Annotated in this window: 21 protein-coding genes and 1 pseudogene; 17 read left to right on the top strand and 5 right to left on the bottom strand. The window is 74.2% G+C overall.

Annotation, left to right across the window (positions count from 1 at the left end):
* Positions 1-196, bottom strand: a pseudogene (locus E4099_RS34075) (hypothetical protein); the annotation flags it as partial.
* Positions 197-423: 227 nt separating this feature from the next.
* Between E4099_RS34075 and E4099_RS09700 the strand changes: the two are divergent.
* From E4099_RS09700 to E4099_RS09685, 5 genes are all read left to right on the top strand, one after another.
* On the top strand, positions 424-1,047 hold the full coding sequence (locus E4099_RS09700; protein WP_135338562.1) for a TetR/AcrR family transcriptional regulator: 624 nt from the start codon (positions 424-426) through the stop codon (positions 1,045-1,047).
* Between the two features lie 159 nt (positions 1,048-1,206).
* Positions 1,207-2,364 (top strand): aKG-HExxH-type peptide beta-hydroxylase, encoded by a 1,158-nt coding sequence (locus E4099_RS09695; RefSeq protein WP_135338561.1) that lies wholly within the window; start codon positions 1,207-1,209, stop codon positions 2,362-2,364.
* On the top strand, positions 2,357-2,641 hold the full coding sequence (locus E4099_RS09690; protein ID WP_135338560.1) for a PqqD family peptide modification chaperone: 285 nt from the start codon (positions 2,357-2,359) through the stop codon (positions 2,639-2,641). Before E4099_RS09695 ends, E4099_RS09690 begins: the two co-directional genes overlap by 8 nt.
* A gap of 101 nt (positions 2,642-2,742) precedes the next feature.
* Positions 2,743-2,859, top strand: coding sequence for an LWPPW motif RiPP peptide (locus E4099_RS35315; RefSeq protein WP_463657520.1), 117 nt, complete (start codon positions 2,743-2,745; stop codon positions 2,857-2,859).
* A gap of 65 nt (positions 2,860-2,924) precedes the next feature.
* A complete protein-coding gene (locus E4099_RS09685) occupies positions 2,925-4,556 on the top strand; it encodes an FAD-dependent monooxygenase (protein WP_135338559.1) in 1,632 nt (543 codons plus the stop codon).
* A gap of 43 nt (positions 4,557-4,599) precedes the next feature.
* On the opposite strand, the gene E4099_RS09680 is transcribed toward E4099_RS09685, so the two are convergent.
* Entirely contained in the window at positions 4,600-5,043 is a 444-nt protein-coding gene (locus E4099_RS09680; RefSeq protein ID WP_135338558.1) for a CBS domain-containing protein, read from the bottom strand.
* Between the two features lie 576 nt (positions 5,044-5,619).
* Between E4099_RS09680 and E4099_RS09675 the strand changes: the two genes are divergently transcribed.
* Together E4099_RS09675 and E4099_RS09670 are read left to right on the top strand one after the other, a co-directional pair.
* A complete protein-coding gene (locus E4099_RS09675) occupies positions 5,620-6,501 on the top strand; it encodes an AAA family ATPase (RefSeq protein ID WP_209446568.1) in 882 nt (293 codons plus the stop codon).
* Positions 6,498-7,865: a vWA domain-containing protein gene (locus E4099_RS09670; protein ID WP_135338556.1), complete on the top strand. Its 1,368-nt coding sequence runs from the start codon at positions 6,498-6,500 to the stop codon at positions 7,863-7,865. Before E4099_RS09675 ends, E4099_RS09670 begins: the two co-directional genes overlap by 4 nt.
* A gap of 19 nt (positions 7,866-7,884) precedes the next feature.
* Here E4099_RS09670 and E4099_RS09665 read toward each other — a convergent pair whose 3' ends face one another.
* Positions 7,885-9,429 (bottom strand): class I adenylate-forming enzyme family protein, encoded by a 1,545-nt coding sequence (locus E4099_RS09665; protein ID WP_209446567.1) that lies wholly within the window; start codon positions 9,427-9,429, stop codon positions 7,885-7,887.
* Between the two features lie 309 nt (positions 9,430-9,738).
* Between E4099_RS09665 and E4099_RS09660 the strand changes: the two genes are divergently transcribed.
* The 3 genes from E4099_RS09660 (at position 9,739) to E4099_RS09650 (ending at position 12,899) form a co-directional block, all read left to right on the top strand.
* The gene (locus E4099_RS09660; RefSeq protein WP_135338555.1) at positions 9,739-10,824 is read left to right on the top strand and encodes an alpha-hydroxy acid oxidase; all 1,086 of its coding nucleotides are present in this window, start codon (positions 9,739-9,741) and stop codon (positions 10,822-10,824) included.
* Positions 10,821-12,227: a cytochrome P450 gene (locus tag E4099_RS09655; RefSeq protein WP_135338554.1), complete on the top strand. Its 1,407-nt coding sequence runs from the start codon at positions 10,821-10,823 to the stop codon at positions 12,225-12,227. The genes E4099_RS09660 and E4099_RS09655 overlap by 4 nt, the downstream gene beginning before the upstream one ends.
* A 165-nt stretch (positions 12,228-12,392) precedes the next feature.
* A complete protein-coding gene (locus E4099_RS09650) occupies positions 12,393-12,899 on the top strand; it encodes a hypothetical protein (protein ID WP_342451914.1) in 507 nt (168 codons plus the stop codon).
* 38 nt (positions 12,900-12,937) lie between these two features.
* On the opposite strand, the gene E4099_RS09645 is transcribed toward E4099_RS09650, so the two are convergent.
* Positions 12,938-13,240, bottom strand: a complete 303-nt coding sequence (locus tag E4099_RS09645; protein WP_245244719.1) for a hypothetical protein — start codon at positions 13,238-13,240, stop codon at positions 12,938-12,940.
* Positions 13,241-13,582: 342 nt separating this feature from the next.
* On the opposite strand from E4099_RS09645, the gene E4099_RS09640 reads away from it, so the two are divergent.
* The gene (locus E4099_RS09640) at positions 13,583-14,182 is read left to right on the top strand and encodes a GNAT family N-acetyltransferase (protein ID WP_135338553.1); all 600 of its coding nucleotides are present in this window, start codon (positions 13,583-13,585) and stop codon (positions 14,180-14,182) included.
* Positions 14,183-14,259: 77 nt separating this feature from the next.
* Here the strand turns inward: E4099_RS09640 and E4099_RS09635 are convergent, their stop codons facing one another.
* Complete coding sequence (locus E4099_RS09635; RefSeq protein ID WP_167828332.1) at positions 14,260-15,585, bottom strand: glycosyltransferase 87 family protein; 1,326 nt, start codon at positions 15,583-15,585, stop codon at positions 14,260-14,262.
* 303 nt (positions 15,586-15,888) lie between these two features.
* On the opposite strand from E4099_RS09635, the gene E4099_RS09630 reads away from it, so the two are divergent.
* The 6 genes from E4099_RS09630 (at position 15,889) to E4099_RS09605 (ending at position 24,392) form a co-directional block, all read left to right on the top strand.
* Entirely contained in the window at positions 15,889-16,401 is a 513-nt protein-coding gene (locus E4099_RS09630; protein ID WP_135338551.1) for a GNAT family N-acetyltransferase, read from the top strand.
* 218 nt (positions 16,402-16,619) lie between these two features.
* Positions 16,620-17,882 (top strand): VWA domain-containing protein, encoded by a 1,263-nt coding sequence (locus E4099_RS09625; protein WP_135338550.1) that lies wholly within the window; start codon positions 16,620-16,622, stop codon positions 17,880-17,882.
* Positions 17,882-18,694, top strand: coding sequence for a hypothetical protein (locus E4099_RS09620; protein ID WP_135338549.1), 813 nt, complete (start codon positions 17,882-17,884; stop codon positions 18,692-18,694). The genes E4099_RS09625 and E4099_RS09620 overlap by 1 nt, the downstream gene beginning before the upstream one ends.
* Positions 18,695-19,657: 963 nt before the next feature.
* The gene (locus tag E4099_RS09615; RefSeq protein ID WP_135338563.1) at positions 19,658-21,484 is read left to right on the top strand and encodes an alpha/beta hydrolase family protein; all 1,827 of its coding nucleotides are present in this window, start codon (positions 19,658-19,660) and stop codon (positions 21,482-21,484) included.
* Positions 21,485-21,694: 210 nt separating this feature from the next.
* Positions 21,695-23,620, top strand: coding sequence for a RiPP maturation radical SAM C-methyltransferase (locus E4099_RS09610; protein WP_135338548.1), 1,926 nt, complete (start codon positions 21,695-21,697; stop codon positions 23,618-23,620).
* 88 nt (positions 23,621-23,708) lie between these two features.
* A complete protein-coding gene (locus E4099_RS09605; protein ID WP_135338547.1) occupies positions 23,709-24,392 on the top strand; it encodes a DUF5825 family protein in 684 nt (227 codons plus the stop codon).
* Positions 24,393-24,413 lie beyond the last annotated feature (21 nt).

The raw sequence follows: 24,413 nt of genomic DNA, 5'->3' as shown, positions 1-24,413 counted from the left end.
ACGCCAGGATGAAATGGCGCCGACCCCACAGCTGCCCGACGTAGTCCTTCAACCCCACCCGCGCACCACTGACCGTCAAGCCGTACTTGGCGGCCAACTGCGCGGGGGTCAGCCCCTCATCAGGGGACGCGTCGGACGATGAGGATGGCGCGGGTGGTGAGGGTGGTGCGGTGACGGTCTCGGAGCGCTCGTTCACCTGGTTCCCCTTCGAATCGGGCGGGAAGTCGGAGGCACCGGGGTGGCGGCGGCCCGGCGCCCTGAACCGAGGGCCGAGACCGATGCCCGACGCGCTCAGGCGACGGGCGAGCCGGCGTGGCGGCGCGATACCCGATGCGACGGAACGGATCCGTTCCGTCGTACCCGTACGGTAGGACAGCGGAACGACGGAACGCAACCGTTCCGTCGTCGCGTAGGCTCGGGGGCATGGAGAAGGAGCCCGCCAAGCCCCGCCGCCGCGCCCCGGCCGGTGCCGCCGTACTCCGCGAGGACGTGACCGACGCGATCCGTGCCGCCGTCTTCGAGGAGCTGGCCACCGTCGGCTACGGGCGCATGTCGATCGAGCGCGTCGCCCGCCGGGCCGGGGTGGGAAAGGCCGCCGTCTACCGCCGCTGGCGCTCCAAGCTGCCCATCGTCCTCGACGTGGTCTCCGCGCTGGCCGCCCAGGGCCTGCCCACGCCGGACACCGGCACGCTCCACGGGGACGTACGGGTGCTGCTCACCGCGATCGCCCGGGTGCTGCGCCACCCCTTGGCCGCGCAGATCCTCCCCGACCTGCTGGCCGAGTCGGCGCGCAACCCGGAGATCGCCCAGGCCCTGCAGGCGGCGGTCAGGGACTCGCAGCGCGGCATCGCCGAGGCCGTGGTCCGCCATGCGGTCGCCCGCGGGGAGCTGTCCCCCGACACCGATGTCGACCTCGTCCTCGACCTGGCCAGCGGACCTCTGTACTGGCGCCTGGTCATGGTCCGCACGCCACTGCCGGACGGCTATCTGGAGGGGCTCGCCGCCGCGACCACCGCGGCCCTCGGCGCGGCCCACCTACCCCGCTGACCTCGGGAAACACCGTCCGTCGCACCATGCCGGCCTGTCGTCGACGGGAACGGGCCGCCCGATGGGCCCACCGGATACCTCACGCACCACCCTTGACGCCTGGCATATCCCACAGGCTGAATTGCGTGTGTCGGCCGAGCCTTTCCACGAGGAGGTTCCGTGTCCGTCCATGACGATGACCTCGTCTCCGTTGAACGTGCGCTTGCCTCACACCCCGAGTTCAGCGATGCCGCGACCATCACCGTGAAGGCCCGCGAGTTCTACCGATTCGCCGTGGATCTGCTCTGCGAGCGCTCCGCCGCGGTGGACCGGCTCGCGGCGGGAATCCGCGACCGCGACGGTGAGATCCCGGTCGCCGTGACCGAGGACCCGCTGGTGCGGGTGGTGCTGGACGAGGCGGTCTCCCGACTGGAACAGGGCTTCCTGGACGAATCCGCCTGGGCCGAGGTCGTCACCATGCTGCGGCTGGTCGACGAAGCGCTCCAGACCCATGGCGGCACCGCGGCGCCCACCGGCGCCGGAATCTCCGCGGGCCGAGGCGTCCGGGTCGCCCCCGGCCGCGAGGCCTGGCTGTGCGGGACGGCCCAGGGCACTACGGCCGCGCTGGACCGCACCTTCCTCACCACCTTCGAGCGCGACTTCCTGCGCGGGGTTCCCGGGGACCTGCTGGAGCCCACCGCCGAGCACGCCCGGCGGCTCGACGAGGGCTTCGCGGCCCTGAACGCGCTCCTCCCGGAGCTCGGGGCGAGCGTCGGCGCCCACTACGTGGGGGTGGGCGTGGTGGACGTGCGAACCGAAGGTGAAACGTTTCTCGCCGGCAATGTGGGCCGCATTCCCGCAGTGGTCTTCTTCTCGCCCAACCGGATGGCCGGCCCCTGGCGGCTCGCCGAGACGGCGCTCCACGAGGGCCTGCACCTCAAGCTGTTCGACATCCAGCGCTCGGCGAGCATCTTCACCGCCCCCGAGCGGCTGGCCGACGGCCCCAAGGTCAAGGTGCCCTGGCTGAAGTGGGCCTCCATGGTGGCGCCCAACGAGTGGGCGCTGGACCGGGCCCTGGGCGCCTTCCACGTCTACGCCCATCTGGTGCTCTTCCGGGCGGCGCTGCACACCCGGCTGACCCCCGAGCTCCAGGAGCGCTTCGGCGCGCCGGAGACAAGCGACCCCCCGTCGCTGTACCGGTTCTGCACCGAGCGCGCACACTATCTGGGCGAGGAGATCCTGGCCCGCGGCGGGGACGAACTGACCTCCCACGGGCGCGAGTTCGTCAGCTGGCTGCTGGCGGCGGCCGACGCGGTGAAGGAGCCGGCAGATGTCTGACATCCGGTACTCCAAGACCCCCGGCCTGCGCACCCGCGCCGTCGAGGCGGCCGGCGCCCTGATCGTCTTCACCCCGCGGACACCCAAGGTGCACTGGCTGAACCTGGCCGGCTGGTATCTGTACGAGCTCAGCGACGGCGCCGGCGAGGCGCGGATCGCGGACGAGTACGCCGACGCGGTCGCCGGGCAGGTACCACGCGAGGAGGCGCTGGCCCAGGCCCGCGGCTGCCTGGCCGAACTGGTCGACCGCGGCATCCTCACCGCCACCGCCGGCTGACCGCACCTCCCTGCCGGTACACCCTCTCGCACACCCTCCTGAGTCTCCTTCGGCCGACCGGCCCAAGGACCACCGACGTCTGCGGAAGGAGGTGATTCCCCATGACCGAGCAGCTGAAGAAGAGGCTTGCCAAGGCGGAGAACGTGACGCCGCCGAAGGTCGCCGCACCCTCCCGGGACCAGCGACTGTGGCCGCCGTGGTACATGCAGAAGCACTGAGGCTCCGTGTGCCGGTCCGCCGCAACGGGCGGGCCGGCACACCCCTGCGACCGGGAAGGCGGCCGATGCGGCACGTCCCCGTACTGGTGGTGGGCGGTTCGCTCACCGGTCTGTCCGCCGCCCTGTTCCTCGGTATGCACGCGGTGCCCGCCCTGGTCGTGGAGCGCCGCGGCTCCATCCTCGCCCACCCCAGGCTGCGCGGACTGCTGCCGCGGGCCGTGGAGCTGTACCGGCAGGCCGGGCTGGAGGAGGAGATCACCGCCATCTACCCGTCGAACCCGCCGACGGAGCAACTGGTCTCGGTACACGCCGCCACACTCGCCGACGAACACGAGATCCTCGGCGAGACGGCGGGCGCCAAGGACACCGGGAACACCGGGAACACCGGGAACACCGGAGACACCGAGGAGACAGCCGAGCCGCTCTCCCCCTGCTCCTTCGTGCCCATCGGGCAGCACGAGCTGGAGTCCCTGCTCGCCGAGCGGATCCGCGCGCAGGGCGCCGAGCTGTGCTTCGGCACCGAACTGACCGGCTGGGAGCAGGACCCTGACGGGGTGACCGCTCGACTGCGGGGGCCGGACGGGGCCACCCGGACCGTGCGGGCCCGCTATCTGATCGCCGCGGACGGGGCCTCCAGCGGCATCCGCCGCCGGCTGGGCATCGGTACGGTCGGGCCGGGCACCCTCTTCCGCATGGCGACCATGCACATCCGCGCCGACCTGTCCCCCGCGCTGCGCGGGCGGCCCGTCGGGATGGCCTATCTCGACCGGCCGGCGGCCGGGACCACGCTGGGACCGCTCGACTCCACCGGCCTGCACTGGTTCTTCGCCACCGCCGTGCCGGCCGGGGCACGCCGCCCGGACCCGGTCGCCTGGGTCCGGGCCGCGACCGGGCTGCCCGATCTGGAGGTGCGGCTGCTCGACCAGCTCCCCGGCGGCGGGGAGCAGGTCTTCACCTTCCCGGTGGGCGCCCGGGTCGCCGAGCGCTATGCCCAGGGGCGGGTGTTCCTGGCCGGGGACGCGGCCCATCTGATGCCGCCGACCGGCACCCTGGGCGGGCTCACCTGCATCGAGGACGCGCACAATCTGGCCTGGAAGCTGGCCCTGGTGCTGCGCCGGGAGGCGGGCCCCGGCCTGCTGGACAGCTATGCGGCCGAGCGGCGCCCGGTGGCGGAGCGGAACATGCGCCAGGCGTACGCCCGGGCCCTCGCCCGATGGCGTCTGCCCGGCCGGACCATGGACGAGCCACTGCTGGACACCGACACTTTGATGTACGGCTTCCGGTACCGCTCGCCGGCGGCCGGCTCGGCCGGGAACGGCGCACCCGAGCCGGGCGCCCCGCACCCCCTGCCGGCCGCACCGGACGGCCTTCCCGGCACCCGGGCACCGCATCTGTCCGTCTCGCAGGACGCCGCCGCCCCGATGTCCACGCTCGATCTGTACGGCTCGCGCCTGGTGCTGCTGGTGGGGCCCGAGGCAGACGCCTGGGCCGCAGCCGCACGGCGGGCCGGCCGTCTGCTGTCCGTTCCCGTCGAGGTGTACCACCTGGACGGGGAGCTGGCCGAGCCGCACGGCCTGGGGGCCTTCGGCGCGCTGCTGGTGCGCCCTGACGGCCATGTCGCCTGGCGGGCGAGCGACGCGGGGGCGGACCCGGACCGGGACTTCGAGCGGGTGCTGCGCGCCGTACTGGCCCGGTGAGCCAGGCCGGGCCCGGGGGCCCGCGGCACCGGTACCGGAGCGGTCAGGGGGCGACGGTGTAGACCCGGCTGGCGAACTCCGCGATCTGCTCGTCGGAGAGGTTCTGGGCCAGGTTCGCCTCGCTGATCATGCCGATCAGGCGGTGGCCGCCCTGGACGTCGATGACCGGCAGCCGCTTGATCCGGTGGGTTTCCATGACCTCCAGCGCCTCGGTGGCGTCGGCCTCGGCGTCCACCCAGTACATCGCCCCGCTCAGGGTGCCGGCCTGCACGGTCGCCGGGTCGATCCCCTCGGCGCAGCACTGCACCACGATGTCGCGGTCGGTGACCATCCCCTTGAGCCTGTTGTCGTCGCCGCAGATGGGCAGCGCTCCGACCTGGAGATCCCGCATCATGCGCGACGCGTCGAGCAGCGACTGGTGCGCGCCGACGCAGTGCACTCCGGCGGTCATCATGTCGCGGGCCCGCAACCGCTTGTCCTCGGTCATCTCTGCCACCTTTCACCGGGCTGTGCGCGCCTCTCCCTCGATCACAGCACGTTCGGCCCGCCGCCGCGCGTGCGGCCACGGTGGGGGTGCGGGCGGTGGCCGAGGGTGTGCGGCGGCCTCTTCACGGGGGACGGGCGGCCGTGCCGAGCCGGCGCTTCCTCGGCCGACCGACCTCGCGGGGCGGCGGACCGTCGGGCAGGTCCCGGACGCCCGCGCCGGCTCGCCGGCCGGGGGCGCCCGCGCCGGCTCGCGGGCCGAGGGCGCCCGCACCGAGGAGGGCCCGCTGGTGACCGGCCCGGTCGTCCGGGGCGGGGCGGCGGATCCCGCGGGCCGCGCTCGGTCGGCCCGTACCGCGGTCGAGCCGGTAGACGGGGTCGCGGCCGGGCCGGGCCGCGGGGGGATCGGGCCGGTCGGTCGGGATCGGGCCGGTCGGTCGGGATCGGGCCGGTCGGTCGGGATCGGGCCGGTCGGGCGGGATCGGCCGGTCCGATGTCCCTCGGGCGGGACGCACCAGCGGCGGGCCGGCCTGGCAGGATGGCGTCCAAGGGTGATGAGCGTTCAAGGGGAGTTGACGCCATGAGTGACGGGGGCGGCGCCGGGATCGGGTTCTTCCGGTCCGTGGACGAGGTGTCCGAGCGGCTGGCCGAGGCGGGCTATCTGGCCTCCACCGCGGTCGCCACCACGGTCTTCCTGGCCGACCGGCTGGGCAAGCCGCTGCTGGTGGAGGGGCCGGCGGGGGTCGGCAAGACCGAACTGGCCAAGGCGGTGGCGCGGGTGGCCGGGGCGCGCCTGGTCCGGTTGCAGTGCTACGAGGGCATCGACGAGTCCCGGGCCCTGTACGAGTGGAACCACGCCAAGCAGTTGCTGCGGATCACCGCCGGGCGGGGCGAGACCTGGGACGAGGCCCGTACCGACATCTTCGGCGAGGAGTTCCTGCTCAGCCGCCCGCTGCTGACCGCCATCCGGGGCAGTGAGCCCACCGTGCTGCTGATCGACGAGACCGACAAGGCGGACCTGGAGGTCGAGGGCCTGCTGCTGGAGGTGCTGAGCGACTTCCAGGTCACGGTGCCCGAGCTGGGCACCATCACCGCCGGCCGCCGGCCCTTCGTGGTGCTCACCTCCAACGCCACCCGGGAGCTGTCCGAGGCGCTGCGCCGGCGCTGCCTGTTCCTGCACATCGACTTCCCCGACGCCGAGTTGGAGCAGCGCATCGTCCGGTCGAGGGTGCCGGGGCTGGACGCGGCGCTGGCCGAGTCGCTGGTCCGGGTGGTGGGGTCGCTGCGGGCGATGGAACTGCGCAAGGCGCCCTCGGTGGCCGAGACCATCGACTGGGCGCGCACCCTGCTCGCGCTCGGCGCGGACACCCTGGAGGAGTCGGTGGTACGGGACAGCCTGGGGGTGGTCCTCAAGCACCAGGACGATGTCCTCACGGCCGGCCGAAAGCTGACCCTGACATGACCGAGCCGGCGCACGGCCTCGCGGGGCGGTTGACCGCGTTCGTCCACGCGCTGCGGGGGCACGGCCTGCGTATCGGCACCGGCGAGACGGTGGACGCCGCACGTGTGGCCGAGCTCCTGGGCCTGGCCGACCGGGAGCGGCTCCGGGAGGGGCTCGCGGCGGCGCTGCTGCGCGCCGACGGGCAGCGGGCGGTGTTCGACGCCGCCTTCGACCTGTACTTCCCGCTCGGGGTGGGTGCCCCGCAGGGCGCTCGGGAGGCGGTGCGCACGGACCGGGACGGACTGCGGGACCGGCTGGTGGCGGCACTGGCCGCCGATGACCGGGCCGCCCTCGCGCAACTCGCCGGAGAGGCGGTGGACGCGCTGGGCGGGTACGGTGCGGGCGGTTGGTCGGCGCACCAGACGCTGGACCGGCTCCGGCCGCAGACCCTGCTGGTCCGGGTGCGCGCCGCCGTACGGGCCGAACGGGCCGCCGCGGCCGAGGGGTTCACCGAGCGGCTGGACGACGAGGAGATCCGCCGCCGGATCCGGGGCTTTCGCGGGCTGGTGGGCACCGAGGCGCGGCGCCGGGCCGCCGAACTGCGCGGCACGGAGCAGGTCGCGCGGCGCGGGATCGCGCCCAGCGCCGACCAGGTCGACTTCCTGACCGCCACCCGCGAGCAGCTCGCCGAGCTGCGCCGTACGGTGCAGCCGCTGGCCCGCAAGCTCGCCACCCGGCTGGCCGCGCGCCGCCGCAAGGCGGCCCGGGGACAGCTCGACCTCCGTCGTACGCTGCGGCGTTCGCTGTCCACCGGCGGGGTGCCGCTGCGCCCGGCCTACCGCCATCGGCGCCCGGCCCGCCCGGAACTCGTGCTGCTGTGCGACATGTCGGGCTCGGTGGACGGCTTCTCCCACTTCACCATGCTGCTGGTGCGGGCGATCCGCGACCAGTTCGCCAAGGTGCGGGTGTTCGCCTTCGTCAACCGCGTCGACGAGGTGACCCGGCTGGTCACCGCCGGCGCGGCCGACCCTGCCGAGCTGAGCCGCCGTATCCTCGCCGAGGCCGCGGTGACCGGGTGGCACGGCAGCAGCGACTACGGCACCGCGCTGGAGGGGTTCGCCGAGCGCTATCCGGACGCGGTCGGCCCGCGCACCTGCGTGCTCATCCTCGGCGACGCCCGGAACAACGGCCAGGACCCGCGGCTGCCCGCGCTGCGGCGCGTCGCGGACCGGGCCCGCGCGGTGTACTGGCTCAATCCCGAGCCGCCCGCGTCCTGGTCGACCGGTGACTCGGCCGCCCACCTCTACGCGGAGCTGGTCGAGATGCACGCCTGCCGCAACGCGCGCCAGCTCGGCACGGTGGTGGCCCGGCTGCTGCCGGTGTGAGCCGCGCGGCCCGGCCGGGTCAGTGGGCGCGGCGGGCGGGCACCAGGGCCAGCAGTGCCTGCTTGTCGGGCTTGCCGCCGGCCGCCACCGGCACCTCGGACAGCACCGTCAAGGTGGCCGGTACCGCGGCCGGCCCCAACGCGTCGGCCACCGCCCGGCGCAGTGCCGGCAGGTCCGGGGTGCGGGTCCCGGAGGGGACCACGAAGGCGTGGGCCGCCTCCCCGGTCCGCTCGTCCGGGGCGCCCACCACATAGGCCTGGTCGACGTCCGGGTGGCCGGCCAGCGCCTGTTCGATGGGGCCGGCGTAGTGGGTGACGGCGTTGACGATGATCACGTCGCGCAGGCGGCCGGTCAGCCGCAGGAAGCCGTGCCGGTCGAGGTGGCCGAGGTCCCGGGTGCGCACCCAGCCGTCCCGCAGCACCTCGCGGGTGCGCTCCTCCTGCCGCCAGTAGCCGGACATGGCGCTCGGGGTGCGGGCCCAGACCTCCCCGGTGCCTCCGGTGGGCACCGGGTGCCCGTGCTCGTCCCGGACGCTCAGCTCCGTACCGGCCCACGGCCGGCCCACGCTGTCCAGCAGCTCACCGGGCGAGTCGGCCAGGTCCCGCGGGGTGAGGAGGGTGAGCATGCCGGTCTCGGTCTGCCCGTAGCCCTGGTGGACGACGGGGCCGAACCGTTCGCGGGCCTCGGCCAGGCGGTGCGGGGTGAGCGGGGATCCGGCCACCAGCAGGACCCGCAGGCTGCCGGTGTCCATCGGCTCCTCGCGCAGGGTGTCCAGTACGTGGTGGAGCCGGGGCACGGTCATCAGCAGGGCGGTGGGCCGGTAGCGCTCGATCGCCCGCGGGAACTCCAGCGGCAGGTCGGGGATGACCGCGGTGCCGCCGTCCAGCAGGCAGAGCGCCAGGTGCTCGAACATCACGGCGCTGGTCAGGGTGCCGAAGAGCAGGAAGCGGCGGTAGCCGGCGGCCAGCCGCACGGTGTCCGGGCCCCACTGCGCGGGCTGCCAGGACCAGTGCCGGGTCAGCGCGGCGTAGGTCAGTGCGCAGCCCTTGGGCAGTCCGGTGCTGCCGCTGGTGAGGTGGATCAGGCCGATGTCGTCCGGGCGGCCCTGGGCGGCGAGGGTGTCCGGGGTGGTGGGTGTGGCGCCGGCGGGTGGCACGCTGTCCAGGACGTCGGGGCCGAGCCGGAGCACCGGGACCGCACCCGCGGCGGCTCGCAGTTCGGGGCCGGCGCTGGGGGTGTCGGCGACGATCGCCTCCATCTCCGGGAGGACGGCGCGGAGTTGGACGGGGGCGAGGCCGGGGCGCAGTCCGGTGACCCGGCAGCCCAGCAGCAGCGCGGCGATCTGCGCGGCGAAGCCCTGCGGGGTGACCTGGGTGGCCAGCGCGACCGGGCTGCCGGGGCCGAGGCCCGCGGCCCGCAGCGCGTCCACCGCCCGGCAGACGAGGTCCAGCACCGTGTGCCGGGGGACCGCGCGTCCGCGGTACTCGAAGGCGGGGAGGCCGGGGTCCCGGCGGAAGGCCTCGATGAGGGGTAGCGGGAAGGGTGTTTCGGCTGGGTGGTCCACGTCGCGTTCCGCTCCACAGGGGTGAGCCGATCCGAACAGCGTGCTCTGGGTCCTGCCCGTCCGCCCCGGAGGGTTGGCGGCCGGTTGGCACGCTAGCGCGCGGGCTTCACCCCAGTCACCCCCGCATCGCGTGGCGCATGCCACAAGGAGGCGCCCTGGCAGGCTGGTTGGGGAATCACTAACGTCCGGTGCACCACCCCTCTCCAGACGGGAGAACGGCGTGTCCGAAGACCTCTCGCTCGCTCGCCCGGTCCTCGGCGGCGTCCCCGCCGAGGGCGCCGAGGCCCGCCCCTACCGCGCGCGGTCCGCGTGATCCCCGTGCTGGAGCGGCTCGAGCGGCGGGCCCGGGAGACCCTGGACCCGGTCCACTACGACTACTTCGCCGGCGGCGCCGGGCGGGAGGTGGCGCTGGCCGGGAACGAGGCCGCCTTCCGGAGTCTGGCGCTGCTCCCCCGGGTGCTGCGCGGGGCCGAGTCGCGGGACCTGTCGGTGCCCCTGCTCGGTGACCGGGCCTCGATGCCGGTGCTGGTGGCACCCACCGCGTTCCACCGGCTGGCCTGCCCCGAGGGGGAACTGGCCACCGCGCGGGCCGCGGCGGCGGCCGGCACGGTGCTGATGACCGGGATGGCCTCGACGGTGGAGGTCTCCGCGGTGACCGGGGCCGCGCGGGCGGTGCGGGCGGATGCCGCGGTGTGGTTCCAGCTCTACCTCCAGCCCGAGCCTGAGGTGGTCACCGCCCTGGTGCGGCGGGCCGAGCGGGCCGGCTGTACGGCCCTGGTGGTCACCGTGGACTCGCCGGTCTTCGGGCGGCGCCGCCGCGACGAGCGCAATGGCTTCCGCGATCTGCCGCCGGGGCTGGCGGCGGAGAACATGCGGGACCTGCCGGGCGGGCCGCCCGGGGGTACCCGGGACATCGCCATGTCCCCGGCGCTGTCCTGGGACGACCTGCGCCGGCTGCGGGCGCGGACAAGGCTGCCGGTCCTGCTCAAGGGGGTACTGCACCCCGAGGACGCGCGGTCGGCGGTCGCCGAGGGGGTGGACGGCCTGCTGGTCTCCAACCACGGCGGCCGGCAACTGGACGCCGCGGCGGCCCCGATCGAGGCGCTGCCGGGGATCGTCGCGGCGGTGGGCGGCCGGGTGCCGGTGCTGCTGGACGGAGGTGTGCGGTCCGGCTCCGATGTGGCGGTGGCCCTCGCGCTGGGCGCCCGGGCGGTGGCGGTCGGCCGACCGGTGGTGTGGGGGCTGGCGGCGGACGGCGAGGCCGGGGTGCGGAGCGTGCTGGAGGCGTTCCGCGAGGACTTCGACCATGTGCTGGCGCTGTGCGGCGGTCGCGTCCCGGCCGACCTGGCCGCCGATCAGGTGGTGCGGCGCGGGGCCTGGGGGGTGGCGCGGTGAGGGCCCGGCGGCTGGTGCTGCCCGCGGCGCTGCTGGGCTCGCTGCCGTACTGGCTGCCGCGCTCGGTGGTGGCGCTGCGGGGCACGGTGTTCGCCCGGGTCAACGGGCAGGACACGCTCACCTTCCCCAGTCCGTCGTTCGGCCCGGAGCGCTTCACCGAGGTGTACGGGCATCCCGGGGCGGTCGGGCGCAGCAAGGGGGCGGCGCTGTCGGACCTGTTCTGGTACTGGCTGGCGCCCGGCCCCCAGGTCCACCAGGAGCACCTGGAGCCCGGTGCCCGCTACGCCGAGGTCGCGGCCACCACCCGGGCGGTGCTCGCCGGCTCCGGTCAGGCCCTGTCGGAGGCGGCCGCCCGCTGCACCGCCTCGGTGCTCGACGCCCAGGTCACCCGACGGGCCTCGCTGGTGCGGTTGCGGGATCTGATGATGCCGGTGTGGGCGGAGTTCTTCTACGAGCTGGTCTTCCGCGAGCCCTGTCCGCCCCAGGCCCGGCGGCTGATCGTGGACAACGCCGACGACGTGGTGAGCGCGCTCAAGTGCACCCGGCCGCGGCACCTGGGCCGGCGCGACCGGCTGACCCGCTATCTGCTGCGCCGGCTGGCGGCCGGCCAGGTGCCGCACGAGCTGCCGCGGAGCCTGACGGAGCAGGAGCGCGCCTGGTACCTCCAGGGCACCTTCTTCAACACCGCGGTGGTGCAGATGTCGGAGGCGATGGCCCATCTGCTGCTGGTACTGGCCCGGCATCCCGGGGTGCAGCGGCGGTTGGCGGAGCGACCGGCGGACGACGCCTACCTGTCCCAGGTGATGAACGAGACCTTCCGGCTCTATCCGCTGTTCGGGGTGGCGCACCGGGTCGCCACCACCGAGATCGCCCTGCCCGGCGCGCCGGTGATCCCGCAGGGATCGGTGCTCTGCTTCAGCTACCCGGACTACCACGCCTGCGGCTGGAGCGATCCGGAGGTGTTCCGTCCGTCCCGCTGGACGGACCCCGCGGTGGCCAGGGAGGCCCACCACATCCCGTTCGGGGTGGCGGGCAACCGGCCCTGCCCGGCCTGGCGGCTGGCGCCGCTGGTGATGCGGGCGGCCACCCGCGAGGTGCTGCGCCGGTTCACCCTCGACTCGCCGGTCTCGCACACCCGCTCCCTGCCGCATCGGGGGCCTTGCCTGCTGGTGCGGCGCACCGCGCCGCTGCCCTCGGGGCAACGCCACGCCGTACGGGCCTTCCTGCGGACCCGCGACCGGTGGGAGGACGTGTGGCGGGCACCGCTGCAACTCGTCCTGGGCACCGGGATGGTGCTGGCCGCCAGGAGGCAGCGGCCGGCCGAGCGGTACTTCGCCACCCATGACACCGAGGGGCGTCCGCTGCCCGAGGGCGACGGCCCGCGGTGCCCGTTCGGCGGCTGACACGGGGCGGTCCGCGCCACCGGGACGCTCGCACGGCAGCCTGTCACGACGTGGGACGAGTCCTCGCCACCGGCCAGGCATACAGCCGCCCCGCACACCACACGACAGGAACCAATCCCCGCCGTACTGGATGAACCCGCAGCCCACAGCACCTACGACGACCAAGTGGGTCTCGCACCGGGCAAGATGGGCGACATGGTCGATGAGGGAAACTCGGGCTTCACGCTGCCGCGGGGTGCGACAGGCTTCTTCGTACCGAAGGACGGCCCCCTTCCGGATACCGACCTGCGGGCGTTCCGGACCGCTTTGTATGCCGCTGCCCGAGTCGTCGAAGGCCACGTGGGCGAGATCGAGGGCCACGAGTACCCCCGGACCTTCCACACCGCGTCGGTCGTCGATCGCACTGGCGAGAGCGTCATCCTGTGTCACGCCCATCACCCCTGGATCGCCTTCGCACAAGAACGCCGGAACTGGTACGCAGAGGAGTTTCTCCCCCCTCCGCCGTGGGCCTCTCTCTTCGCTGAAGCAGGCTTCGTGGTTCTGAGTAGCGAGCTGCTCGCCACGCCTCTCTCCGACGTGGACACTTCGGTGCTTACACAGGGCGAGTGGCGCCACATTCGCTCCTACGGCATCACCACGTTGGGCGGAACGCTCTTCAACGCATGGGCCTGATGACCAAGCAGAGTCGTTGAACGACAGGGTCGAAGTCCTCAGCACATCTTCCCGATGTTCCGTGCGCGCGCCCGCTCTCCGGCGTTCTCCGGGCGGATTCGCTCGGCCAGGCAGTGCCGATGGGAAATGATGGTGTGGCTTCCTGGACCGTCGCTGCTTCGCGAGTCCAGGACGAGGGCGTCCCCACCTGGGCTCAACGTGGTCCGTTCACCACAGAAGTCGCAGCTCCAGACCAGTGACTCCAGGTCGGCGGGGCGGATGCTGAGCCGCACTGACACCGGCGGATGCCAGCGGTTGATGTGCTCGATCACCGCGTCGATCCTGCGTGTCGTCGGCCTCACAGCCGCTCACCGCGCTCAGGGCCCGCAAGCCGTCATCGTATGGGGGCGCGACGGGCCCAACGCTGGCCGCGGACGGGCTCGCCGCCCGCAGGAACAGCTGCTGAGTCCTGAGGATCGGCAGCGCGCCGCCATCGGGGCACGCCCCAGGGGAACCGTCATCGCCGAGGTCGGCCCGGTGCCTCTCTCCGACGGTCTCGGCCCACTTCCCCCTCTCCCCCGAGGGATATTTCCTTGACAGGATCGCAAGCGTCGACAGATCGTCAGCCCACGCGTATGAACCACTGCCGGGGCCCTACCGGGCGCACCCTCCGGGTCACGGCACCGGACTTCGGCGGAGCACCCATGGCATCCCTCGCATCCCTCTCCCTCCCTCTCACCACCGACCGGTTGCTGCTGCGGCTGTTCACCGCGGAGGACGTCGACGACATGCACGCCTACCAGGGCCTGGCGAGCGTCGCCCGCTACCTGTACCGGCCGCCGCGCACCCGCGAGCGCTGCGTCGAGGTGATCGACCGGATCGCCACCGCGACCGCCTGGGAGCAGGACGGCGACAGCCTGACCCTGGCCGTCTGCCGCCAGGACCGGCCGGGGGTCATCGGCGAGGTCGTCGTCACGCTCACCCATGCCCGGGCGCGCCAGGTGGAGATCGGCTGGGTCTTCCATCCCGGGCACCACGGCCGGGGGTACGCGAGCGAGGCGGCTCTGGCCCTGGCCAGGGCCGCCTTCGACCACCTCGGGGCGCACCGGCTGTACGCCCGCCTCGACGCGGAGAACACCGGCTCGGCCCGGGTGTGCGAACGCCTGGGGATGCGCAAGGAGGCGCATCTGGTGGAGAGCGATCTCGACGGGACCCGCTGGGGCAGCGAGTGCATCTACGCCGCGCTCGCCCACGAGATCGGCCGCCCCCGGCCCGCGGGGGAGGCCGGTGCGGCCCTGACCTGAGCCGCCGGGGGGCGGGCACCGTGTGGGCGGTGTCGCCGGCCGCGCCCGGTCGCCTGGCGTGCGGGCGCGGTCGGGGCTCAGGCGTCGGCGCGGTCGGGGCTCGGCCGAACGGTGGACGTCGCCGTGCGGGAGCTGCCCGTGCCGGCCACGGCGATCAGCGTCAGGGTCGCGCACAGGGCGTACGTCCAGCCGCCCCAGGCCAGAAGTGCCGGGTGGGCGGCGGGGTCCGGGAGCCGGTCCTGCACCCGGGTCAGCTGGGGCACCACCCGGCCCCCTGCCATCACCACCCACAGTCCGCAGGCGATCCGGCTGCACAGCCGGTCCCGCCGCGGGCCGTGGACCAGCCAGACCAGCGCGGGCACACACCAGATCCAGTGGTGACTCCAGGAGATGGGCGCCAGCAGCAGCCCCAGGAGCTGCACCGCCACCAGCACGGCGAGCCGGTCGCGGGTCCGCCAGGCCGCGCGCAGGGCGTACCCGGCCAGCACCAGCGCCATGACCGCGGCCAGTGACCAGGCCAGCCCGTGCCCGACGTCGTGGCCGACGAACCGGCTGAGGGCGCCGCGCACCGACTGGTTGCGCATCGAGTCCACCCGGCCGATCCGGGTGGTGTCCGGAAGCAGCCGGTGCCAGTACCGTACGGACTCCTCGGCGACCACCCACCACGCCGCCGCGACCGAGCCCGCGAAGACGAGTGCCGCGCAGGCCGCCGCCCGCCACTGCCGGGTCACCAGGAAGTAGAGCCCGCCGACCGCCGGGCTGAGCTTCACCCCGGCCGCCACGCCGACCCCGGCGCCGGAACCGAGGCCGCGCGCGGCAGTCCCCCACGGCGCGGTCAGGCCGCCCAGCACCAGCACCACCAGGAACAGATTGACCTGGCCCAGGTCGAGGGTGTGCCGCACCGGCTCCAGCCACAGGCTCCCGGCCACCCACAGCATCAGCTGCCGCCGGTCCACGGTGCCGGCCCAAGGGGGCAGCAGCCGGACGGCGCCCCAGACCAGCGCGGGGATCGCGGCCACGCACAGCAGCTGCCACAAGGCCGCCGCCACGGGCCAGGGCAGCAGTGACAGGGGCAGGAAGACCAGAGCGGCGAAGGGCGGATAGGTGAAGGGGAGCGCCGGTGCCGGGCCATCCACGCGCAGCCGCACATCGTAGAGGTGACCGGTCAGCACCCGCGGGGAGGCGGTGTAGTACACCCTCAGGTCCACCATGTCCGGCCGCGCGACCAGCAGGACCATCAGCGCATGGAGCGCCAGTGAGGCGGCCAGCCACCAACCCGCGCGCCCCAGCACCCAGCTGCGGCCCCACCGGCGCCACCGGCCCCACCGGGCCCGCGGCGAGCCGGTGGCGTCCCCGCCCCGTGCGCCCTTGCCCGGCGGCACGGCCCCGAAGCCGTCAGACAACGCCTGGCCCGCGGGGCTCGTGGAGGATGTCCGAACACTGCTGGGGGTCCATGGCCCGATCCTCGACCGCCCAGCCGCCGGCCGACGGGATCGTGGCTGCCACCACCACACCGCCGGGCGCAGAATGCACCCGGACGGCGCAGGTCCTGACGGATCCGGCGGTCCGGAGCGGCCTGGCCCCTGCCGGGCCCGATCGCCGCCGGACCTGGGCAGCGCCGTGGATCTCGACGGACCCGAGCGGCGCGGGCCGCGGGCGGGTAATTGGGATGCGGGCCGGTCCGGGCGCGTGATACTCCGTCGGCCATGAATGATCTGGTAACGGAGCGGCTGGTGCTCCATCCGCTGAGCGTGGCCGAGGCCCGGCAGTTGGTGGCGGACGGGCCGGAGCGGCCGGTCCACTGGGGTCCGGAGTACCCCATGGACGGAGACCGCAGGGCGATGCGGCATCTCCTGGACCGCGACGAGGGCGACGGCCCCGGGCACCCCGGCGTCTTCGAGATACGCCGCCGCGAGGACGGGCAGGCGATCGGCGGCATCGGCTTCCACGGCCCCGCGGACGAACACGGCAGCGTCACGATCGGCTACGGCCTGATCCCCTCGGCCCGTGGTCGCGGCTATGCCTCCGAGGCCCTGCGCGGGCTGCTGGAGTTCGCCCGCGCCCAGGGCTTCGCCCGGGTGAAGGGGGACGCCGACCACGACAACACCGCCTCCCAGCGGGTGATGCGCTCGGCCGGGATGCGGCAGGTCGGCCAGGACGCACAGGTCGTCTTCTTCGAGACCGCCTGGGACGGTGCGGTGCCCGCCCCTCTGGGCTGATCCGCCTTCCCTCCGGCGGTGGTCGGTGACCGGCCGGCGGCAGCCGTCGCGGTCCGCCACCGCCGGCCGGAGCGGGATCCCCGTGGACCCCGGGGGTCTTCCGGTATCCGATCCGGCGGCGGGGCGGCGGGCGTCCCGCGCCATCCGGCGGTGTACTCGGCTCCGTGGTGTGCCCAGCGGCTTTGTACCTGCCTGCTGATGCTCCGTAGGATGCGCCGATGATCACAAAGAAACGCCTGGCGGCAGGCGCGCTCGGGCTGCTGGCGGCCCTGGCGTGCGGCCTGATATCACCGCCGGCTGCCCTTGCCGACGAACCGGCGAAGGAATCCCCCAAGGTCGAGCTGGTGCTGGATGTCAGCGGGTCCATGCGGGCCCGTGACGTGGACGGTATGTCCCGGATGGCAGCGGCCAAGCAGGCCTTCAACGAGGTGCTGGACGCGGTGCCTCAGGAGGTGCAGCTCGGTATCCGTACCCTGGGCGCCACCTATCCGGGCAAGGACCGGGTGGTGGGCTGCCGGGACAGTCAGCAGCTGTACCCGGTGGGCCCGGTGGACCGCACCGAGGCGAAGACCGCCGTGGCGACGCTGCGGCCCACCGGCTGGACACCGATCGGTCTGGCCCTGCGCGGGGCCTCCAAGGACCTGTCGGGCGGCAACGCGACCCGCCGGATCGTGCTCATCACCGACGGCGAGGACTCCTGCGGCCGGCCCGACCCCTGCGACGTGGCCCGCGAACTGGCCGCCGACGGCACCCACCTGGTGGTGGACACCCTCGGCCTGACCCTGGACCGCAAGGTCCGCGAGCAGCTGAGCTGTATCGCCGAGGCCACCGGCGGCACCTACACCGCGGTCCAGCACACCGATCAGCTCTCCACCCGCATCAAGCAGTTGGTGCGGCGTTCGGCCGACGCGCCGGTGGAGACGCCGGCGGCGGTCGAGGGCGCCCGCGCCTGCCGGGCCGCCCCCTCGCTCGGGGCCGGGCTGTACACCGACCGGGAGGGCTTCGGTGAGCGGCGCTGGTACCAGGTCCAGGTCAAGCCGGGGCAGGAGCTGCGAGCCGGAGTGAGCGTCGGCGCCGACCGCGCGGTCGACCCCAACTACGGCGTGCTGGTACGCGCGGTGGACGCGGGCGGCCGGGAGTTGGTGCGCGGACAGGAGTCCGGCAACGGCCGCACCGATGTGGTCTCGGCGGGGCTGCGCTATCCGATCGCCGAGAAGGAGGACGACGAGGAGGCGCGGACGATCTGCCTGGAGGTGACCCACTCCTTCTCGGCTCCGCCCTCGGTCAAGCGCAGCCCCGGCCTGCCCGTGGAGTTGGCCATCGACCTCGTGGACACCGACGACCGGCCGATGGACGCCGCCGCCTTCGGGCTGGGCCGCGGCTGGGTGCTGCTGGCCGTGCTCACCGTCACCGGTCTGCTCGCCGGACTCCTGTGGGGCTGGCTCGCGCGCTGGCGCATCACCATCTGGAGGTCCAACTGATGCGTGCCCTTCGTATGGCGGGCGCCGCCGCCGCACTGTGTGCCGCCCTGTTCGCCGCGGCGCCCGCGGCACAGGCGGATTCCGACCCCTCCGCGCCGACCGAGGCGGGAACCGGCTTCCGTACCGCCACCGAGATCGAGCAGGGCCAGACGGCCACCGCCTCGGCGTCCAACGGCGACTACCTGTACTGGGTCTTCCCGGCCGCGGCCGGTCAGATACCCACCGTCGAGGCGACGGTGAAGCTGCCCCCGGCGGCGAGCCGGCACGGCGGCACCACCTGGCAACTGGACGTGTACGACGGTCTGCGCCGACACCAGGCGTGCACCACCGGCCGGCAGACCCGTTCCGCGGGGCAGCAGGACCAGTCGGTCTCGCTGCGCTGCACGCTGCGCCAGGTGCGCCCGTGGTCGGAGACCTGGGCCAACGACCCGCTGCCGGGCGCGTACTACGTGCGCCTGACCGTCGTGGACCTGCCTGACCAGGATCTCGGTCTGCCGATCCAGGCCCAGGTCGAGGCGGCTTCGCGGGACGCGGGCGGCCGGTACGCCGAGGGCGGCTCGGTGGCTCCGCTGAACCCGCGGGTCCGGGCCGGCAAGGTGGCCGCGGCGGACTCCGCTGCGGCCGGCGACGAGCAGAGCACCACCCGGGCCACCGCGGTGAGCGAGCCGGAGGACGGCTGGGACGGTGGCTGGTTCTCCGACCGCTGGGTGTGGACCGTGGCCGGTGCCGTGCTGGGCGCGCTGGCGGGCGTGGGCGGCTATGTGCTGACCCGTCACCCGCGCTTCACCGGGCGTCCGCCGACCGGCGCCTGACCCCCTGTTCGAGCGGCGCGCCGTCCACGGTCTGGTGGGCGGCGCGCCGCTCGTCGTGTGCGACGTCCGCTCGGGCGGTACGGGTGCTCCGGGACCGTGGGGCGCGGCCCGAGCGGGACACGGCGGGGCGGCTCGGATGGACGCTGGCTTTACAGCCTTCTCCGACCCCCGTCAACGGCGCTGATCGGCCAAGCTGAGGAGCCGGCCCGGGCGGCTGTGGGACGCCGGTTCGGGGCCGGTCCGCATGGCGCGGGACCCGTCGATGGGTTGGCCGTGCGGCCGCGGACTTCGGTGATCGAAAGCCTGTGCCACGCCTGCGCGAGACGAGCCCGATGGCGGCCGCCGCCGAATGCTCAACGGGTCTTGTGGCGCGCGCCACAGTCTGGTTAGACTCCCCGGCGTTTCACCAGATGCACATTTCCTTCACATGCTGATCACGCATGATCGGCGATCCTCATGTTCTTCGCAGGGGATGCGCTTACCAGGGGGTTCGAGTGGAACGACGTACCGGCGCCGAGGCGCCCGGAGCCTTACTTCCCGGCAGCTCGCGGGGGCCGGCGTCGGACGTTCCACGCGATGTCCCGCTCGGACTTCCGCAGCCCGACTGCCCCCTGCCCCCGACTTTCGTATCCAGGGCCCAGGTGCTGACCCGGGTCCGGTGATGGCCGCCAAGGCGCCCCGGCCCGACTCCGCCGGCGCCGCAACCGACCCCCGTTCCCACGCCGGCCCCCACCCCGGCACCGGCTCCCGCTTCGACTCCCACTGCGGCTCCCACTCCGGCTCGGCCAGGAACCCGCGGCGGCCCGGGTGGGTCCGTACCGCCGATGCCCCGGGCGGTGCGGTGTGAGCCGCGGGCCGGAGCCCCGCGCGGCCGGTGCGGACGGCGCGGGGCTCCCCGCCGGATCCGGCTTCCGGGTCTACCGCCCGGTGCTGCCCGAGGTGTGCCAGAGCGACCCGCGGTTGATGGCGCTGGCCGGGGACGCGGGCGGGCGGTGCGAGGTCTTCGCCTGGCACGCGGGCACCCGCCGCGCCCGGCAGGTCACCGACCGGCCGCACGGCACCCTGCACTGCGCCATCGACGCGGACGCCGCGATCTGGTGGTTCGACGAGGACCGGGACGGCCGCGGCGGTTGGCGCTACCAGCACTTCCACGGCGGCCCGCACCTGCCGGGGCTCACCGGAGTGCCCCCGGGGACGCCCCGCGGGCTGTCCCGCGCCGACGACGGCACGGTGGCCGTCGGCCTCGGCGGACCGGACGGCCTCAACGTCCACCTGGGACACCGCGGACGCCCCGGGCACCGGGTGCTGCGGGTCCCGGGCCCCGCGGTGCTCGCCGGGTTCTCCCCCGGCGGCGACCTGCTGGCGGTGACCGAGCACGCCGCCGGCCCGCGGGCGGTCACCGTCCACGCGGCGGCCGGCGGCCGGGTCGGCGAGCCGGTGGCGCGGCTCTCCGGCCGGCACGGGCGGCTGTGGGCCCTCGGGTTCGCCGCCCGGCAGGCCGGCGCACCCGCCGAACTGCTGCTCGTCCGCGAGGAGGCGGATCGCTACGTACTGGCCGGCTGGCGGCCCGGCAGCGGTCTGCGGGAGTACCGCTGGTGCGCCTTCGACACCGAGATCAGCGCACGCTGGTACCCGGACGGGCGGCGGGTGCTGATCCGCCAGGACCGCCGCGGACGCAGCACGCTGTCCGTCGCCGACCTGGACCGCCGGACCCTGGACCCGGTGCCGGTGGCGCCCGGCAGCCTGCTGGACGCCGCGCCCCGGCCCGGGGGCGAGGTGCACTACCTGTGGACCGACTCCGCCACCCCGCCCCGGCTGGGCTCCACCGCGGGCACCCCGCTGCCCACGGTGGGCGCGCCCGAGGGGCGGGTGCCCGGCCGGCACACCCAGCTGTGGACCGACGGCCCGGACGGACCGGTGCACACCCTGCTGAGCCTGCCCGGCCCCCCGGTGCACCGCCCGCCCCTGGTCTTCCTGGTGCACGGCGGTCCCGCCGACCACGACCGGGACGCCTACGACCCGATGGTGCACTCGCTGGTCGCCTCGGGGTTCGCGGTCGCCCGCGTCAACTACCGCGGCTCCACCGGGTACGGACCGCGCTGGCGCTCCGCGTACCGCGAGGGGGTCGGGCTCACCCAGGTCGCCGACCTCGCCGCGGTCCGGGCGGATCTGCTGCGCCGCGGCCTGGCCCGGGCGGACGCGATCGGCCTCTGGGGCACCTCCTGGGGCGCCTACCTGGCGCTGCTGGCCCTGGGCACCCGGCCGGACCTGTGGCAGGCGGGGGTGGCGGTGAAGCCGGTGGCGGACTGCGCGGCCGCCTACCACGCCGGCACACCGGCGCTCCGCGCCCTGGACGAGGCGCTGTTCGGCGGCCCCCCGGAGCAGGTCCCCGCGGCGTACGCGCGCAGCTCGCCGATCCGGTACGCCTCTCGGGTGCGGGCGCCGCTGCTGGTGGTGGCGGGGGCCCGGGACGAGAAGTGCCCGCCCGGGCAGGTGCGCGACTACCTGGCCGCGCTGACCGCCGCCGGGGTGTGGCACGAGGCCCTGTGGCTGGACACCGGCCACGACGGCTACCTCGGCGGCGAGCACATGACGGTGCTGCGCCGCGCCATGGCCTTCCTCGACCGGGCCCTGCGCGGCCCGCGGCGGACGGCCTCCCATGCTCCCGGCGCCGACCGGCCCGGGGAAGGCGGCGGCCGTGCCACAGCCGCTCGCCGGGATCGACCGCACGGCCCCGACGGCACGACCGGTGTGCCCGGTGGGGCCGACGAGACCACGGAGAGGGGGTAGAGCCATGCAGAAGGACATCATCCACAACGACCCGCTGACGGGCGACGAGGAGAGCCGCAGTCCGGGCGTGGGGATCAGCATCACCGTCCCGTTCCGCAGCGCCGAGGACAGCGAGGAGGAGTGATCCTCCCCCGGCCGGCCCGGTCCCGATCCGGGCCGGCCGGGTGCCCGGCGCTCCACTCGTCCCGTACCCCGCACCGAGGAGCCGTCATGCGCGTCCTGCTGGTCAACATGCCCTGGTCCCCCGTCGACCTGCCCTCGCTCGCGCTCGGCATCCTCAAGCGTGGCGTCGACGAGCGGGTCCCAGGGGCCGAGGCGGAAGTCCTGCACGCCAACCTGGAGTTCACCGACTGGATCACCGACCGCCTCCGCTTCACCGCCGCCGACTACGAGTTCTACGCGCTGTCCTCCTACTTCCTGGGCTGCGGAGACTGGGTGTTCTCCGCCGCCCTCTACGACGACCCGCGGTGGCGGGAGGCGGAGTTCGAGGCGGCGATGAAGGAGAAGCTGAGCGCCTCCCGGCTGCGCAAGTCCCGGGAACTGCACCGGTTGGCGCCGGAGTTCGTGCGGGAGATCGCGGAGCGCATCGTCGCGCACCGCCCGGACGTGGTCGGGTTCACCTCGACCTTCCAGCAGAACACCGCGGCGCTGGCGGCGGCCAAGGCTGTCAAGCTCCTGGCCCCGCACATCGTGACGGTGTTCGGCGGCGCCAACTGCGACGCCGAGCAGGGCGCCGCCGTCCACCGCAACTTCCCCTTCGTGGACTATGTGGTGCGCGGCGAGGGGGAGGCCGCGTTCCCGGCCCTGCTCACCGCGCTCACCGAGGGGTCCACGGACCTGTCCGGCGTCCCCGGGCTGTGCCACCGGCCGGCCGGCGGCGGCAGCGTCGCCAACCCGATGAGCAGCAGCCCGCTGCCGCCCGCCGCGATCCTGCCGCCCGACTACTCCGGGTACTTCGAGCGGCTCGCGGACTCCGCGGCCCACGCCTGGGTGGAGCCCAAGCTGGTGGTGGAGGGCGCCCGGGGGTGCTGGTGGGGGGAGAAGCACCACTGCACCTTCTGCGGCCTCAACGGCTCGTTCATGCAGTTCCGCAGCAAGAGCCCGGAGGTCTTCTACCAGGAGATCACCGATCTGGCCCGGCGCCACCGGGTGCTCGACATGTACGTGGTGGACAACATCCTCGACATGAACTACCTGACCACGGTGCTTCCCCGGGTCATCGAGTCCGGCCACGACCTGCGGCTGCACATCGAGATCAAGGCGAACATGCGGCGTCCCCAGCTGCGCACCCTGGCCGAGGCCGGGATGATCTACGTCCAGCCGGGCATCGAGAGCCTCAACAGTCGGGTGCTGGGGCTGATGGACAAGGGCGTCAGCGGATGCCAGAACGTCCGGATGCTGCGCGACGGAGCGGAGACCGGGCTCTCGGTGTCCTGGAACTACCTGCACGGCTTCCCGGGTGAGACGGAGGCCGACTACACACCGGTGATCGCGCAGCTGCCGGCCCTGGAGCACCTCGATCCCCCGGTGGACCTGTCGGCCCGGATCGCCATCGAGCGCTTCAGTCCCTACTTCAACCGGCCCGAGCTGGGGTTCTCCGGGCTGCGTCCGGAGGAGCACTACCGGTTCACCTACGATCTGCCGGAGGCGGAGCTGCTCGACCTGGCCTATGTCTTCGAGGCGCCGGAGCGCGGTATCGGCGAGCCGACCGTGACCGCCCTGAACGAGGCGCTGGGCGCCTGGAAGAAGCACCACTCCGACAGCCGGCTGACCCACACCGACCTGGGCGACCGGATCGTGCTGGTCAGCCGCCGGCGGCTGTTCGACTGGGGCGCCATGGAGCTGACCGACCCGATGCAGCTGGCGGCGTTCCGGCTGCTGGACCAGCCGCATTCGCCCGCCGCGCTGACCCGCAAGATCGCCGCCCGGCTGCCGGACGCGGCACCGGAGGAGTCCGCGGTGACCGCGCTGCTGAAGGGCTGGCTCGACCTCGGGCTGGTGTTCACCGACGGCGGTCAGTACGTCCATGTGGCGCCGGCGGCGGTCAACGCGGACCTGCTGCGGCTGTACTTCATGCGCCACCGGTACGCCGGCACCGAAGCCGCCAAACCCGCCGAAGCCGCCGTGTGCGGCTGAGGTTCCGTACCGCACCGACAGCCCGTCCGTCCCCGCGGGGCCCGTTCCCGCCCCGGCGGTCCGTCCGCACCCCGCAGCAGGAGGAGCCATGAGCAGCACGACCAGCACCGCGGCCATCCGGGACGAGCTCAGCGTGCTCGCCTGGCGGGACTACGACCCCGACGCCTGCCGGGTGCCCGGCATGGAGCTGGGCGAGGTGCGGCTCACCGGCGGGGCCGGCGAGGAGGCCCGGCGGCTGTGGGAACTGGGCGCCCGGCAGGTCCAGCTGCCGTACGCCGTGGACCTGGCCGCCGCGGCGGACGATCCGCGGGCGGCGGCCCGGGCGGTGCGGGCGCTGTGCCTGGTCCGCGACTTCACCGCGCAGGCCCTCGTCGTACGGTGGCGGCTGCGGCTGCCCGCCGACGGCCCGGACGCCTGGCAGCCGCTGAACCACCTCCAGCCGCCGCTGGAGCTCACCGGCCCCGGCGACCCGGCCGCCGCGCTGCAGACGTGGCGGGAGAACCACTACCTGTGCAAGTGCCTGTGGCGGCAGGGTCCCGGCTTCCTCCAGATCCGCGACCGCCGCTGGGGTGAGCTGCGCCGCTTCACCGTGGCCGAACCGGGATACCCGGAGGCCATCGCCCAGCTGTCCGACGGTGCGCCCTGCCACGCCCTGCCGCCGGAGATCCTGGCCGACTTCCGCGCGGAGCAGCTGGTCGGCCAGGTCGGCGATCTGGCCTGGTGGCTGCCCTACCGGGTCCGGCGGTGGATCCAGGAGGCGATGACCGTCTGACGCCGAGGCACCGGGCCGCCC

This window comes from Streptomyces palmae, from assembly GCF_004684805.1.
GTDB lineage: Bacteria > Actinomycetota > Actinomycetes > Streptomycetales > Streptomycetaceae > Streptomyces > Streptomyces palmae.
The sequence above is the reverse complement of the archived record's forward strand: the minus strand, read 5'-3'. Positions and strand labels throughout refer to the sequence as shown.

Bases quoted from the DNA above. Each gene is read 5' to 3' on its own strand.
- E4099_RS09700 (WP_135338562.1), top strand. From the start codon at position 424: ATGGAGAAGGAGCCCGCCAAGCCCCGCCGCCGCGCCCCGGCCGGTGCC.
- E4099_RS09690 (WP_135338560.1), top strand. From the start codon at position 2,357: ATGTCTGACATCCGGTACTCCAAGACCCCCGGCCTGCGCACCCGCGCC.
- E4099_RS35315 (WP_463657520.1), top strand. From the start codon at position 2,743: ATGACCGAGCAGCTGAAGAAGAGGCTTGCCAAGGCGGAGAACGTGACG.
- E4099_RS09685 (WP_135338559.1), top strand. From the start codon at position 2,925: ATGCGGCACGTCCCCGTACTGGTGGTGGGCGGTTCGCTCACCGGTCTG.
- E4099_RS09680 (WP_135338558.1), bottom strand. From the start codon at position 5,043: ATGACCGAGGACAAGCGGTTGCGGGCCCGCGACATGATGACCGCCGGA.
- E4099_RS09675 (WP_209446568.1), top strand. From the start codon at position 5,620: ATGAGTGACGGGGGCGGCGCCGGGATCGGGTTCTTCCGGTCCGTGGAC.
- E4099_RS09670 (WP_135338556.1), top strand. From the start codon at position 6,498: ATGACCGAGCCGGCGCACGGCCTCGCGGGGCGGTTGACCGCGTTCGTC.
- E4099_RS09640 (WP_135338553.1), top strand. From the start codon at position 13,583: ATGGCATCCCTCGCATCCCTCTCCCTCCCTCTCACCACCGACCGGTTG.
- E4099_RS09630 (WP_135338551.1), top strand. From the start codon at position 15,889: ATGAATGATCTGGTAACGGAGCGGCTGGTGCTCCATCCGCTGAGCGTG.
- E4099_RS09625 (WP_135338550.1), top strand. From the start codon at position 16,620: ATGATCACAAAGAAACGCCTGGCGGCAGGCGCGCTCGGGCTGCTGGCG.
- E4099_RS09620 (WP_135338549.1), top strand. From the start codon at position 17,882: ATGCGTGCCCTTCGTATGGCGGGCGCCGCCGCCGCACTGTGTGCCGCC.
- E4099_RS09615 (WP_135338563.1), top strand. From the start codon at position 19,658: ATGGCGCTGGCCGGGGACGCGGGCGGGCGGTGCGAGGTCTTCGCCTGG.
- E4099_RS09610 (WP_135338548.1), top strand. From the start codon at position 21,695: ATGCGCGTCCTGCTGGTCAACATGCCCTGGTCCCCCGTCGACCTGCCC.
- E4099_RS09605 (WP_135338547.1), top strand. From the start codon at position 23,709: ATGAGCAGCACGACCAGCACCGCGGCCATCCGGGACGAGCTCAGCGTG.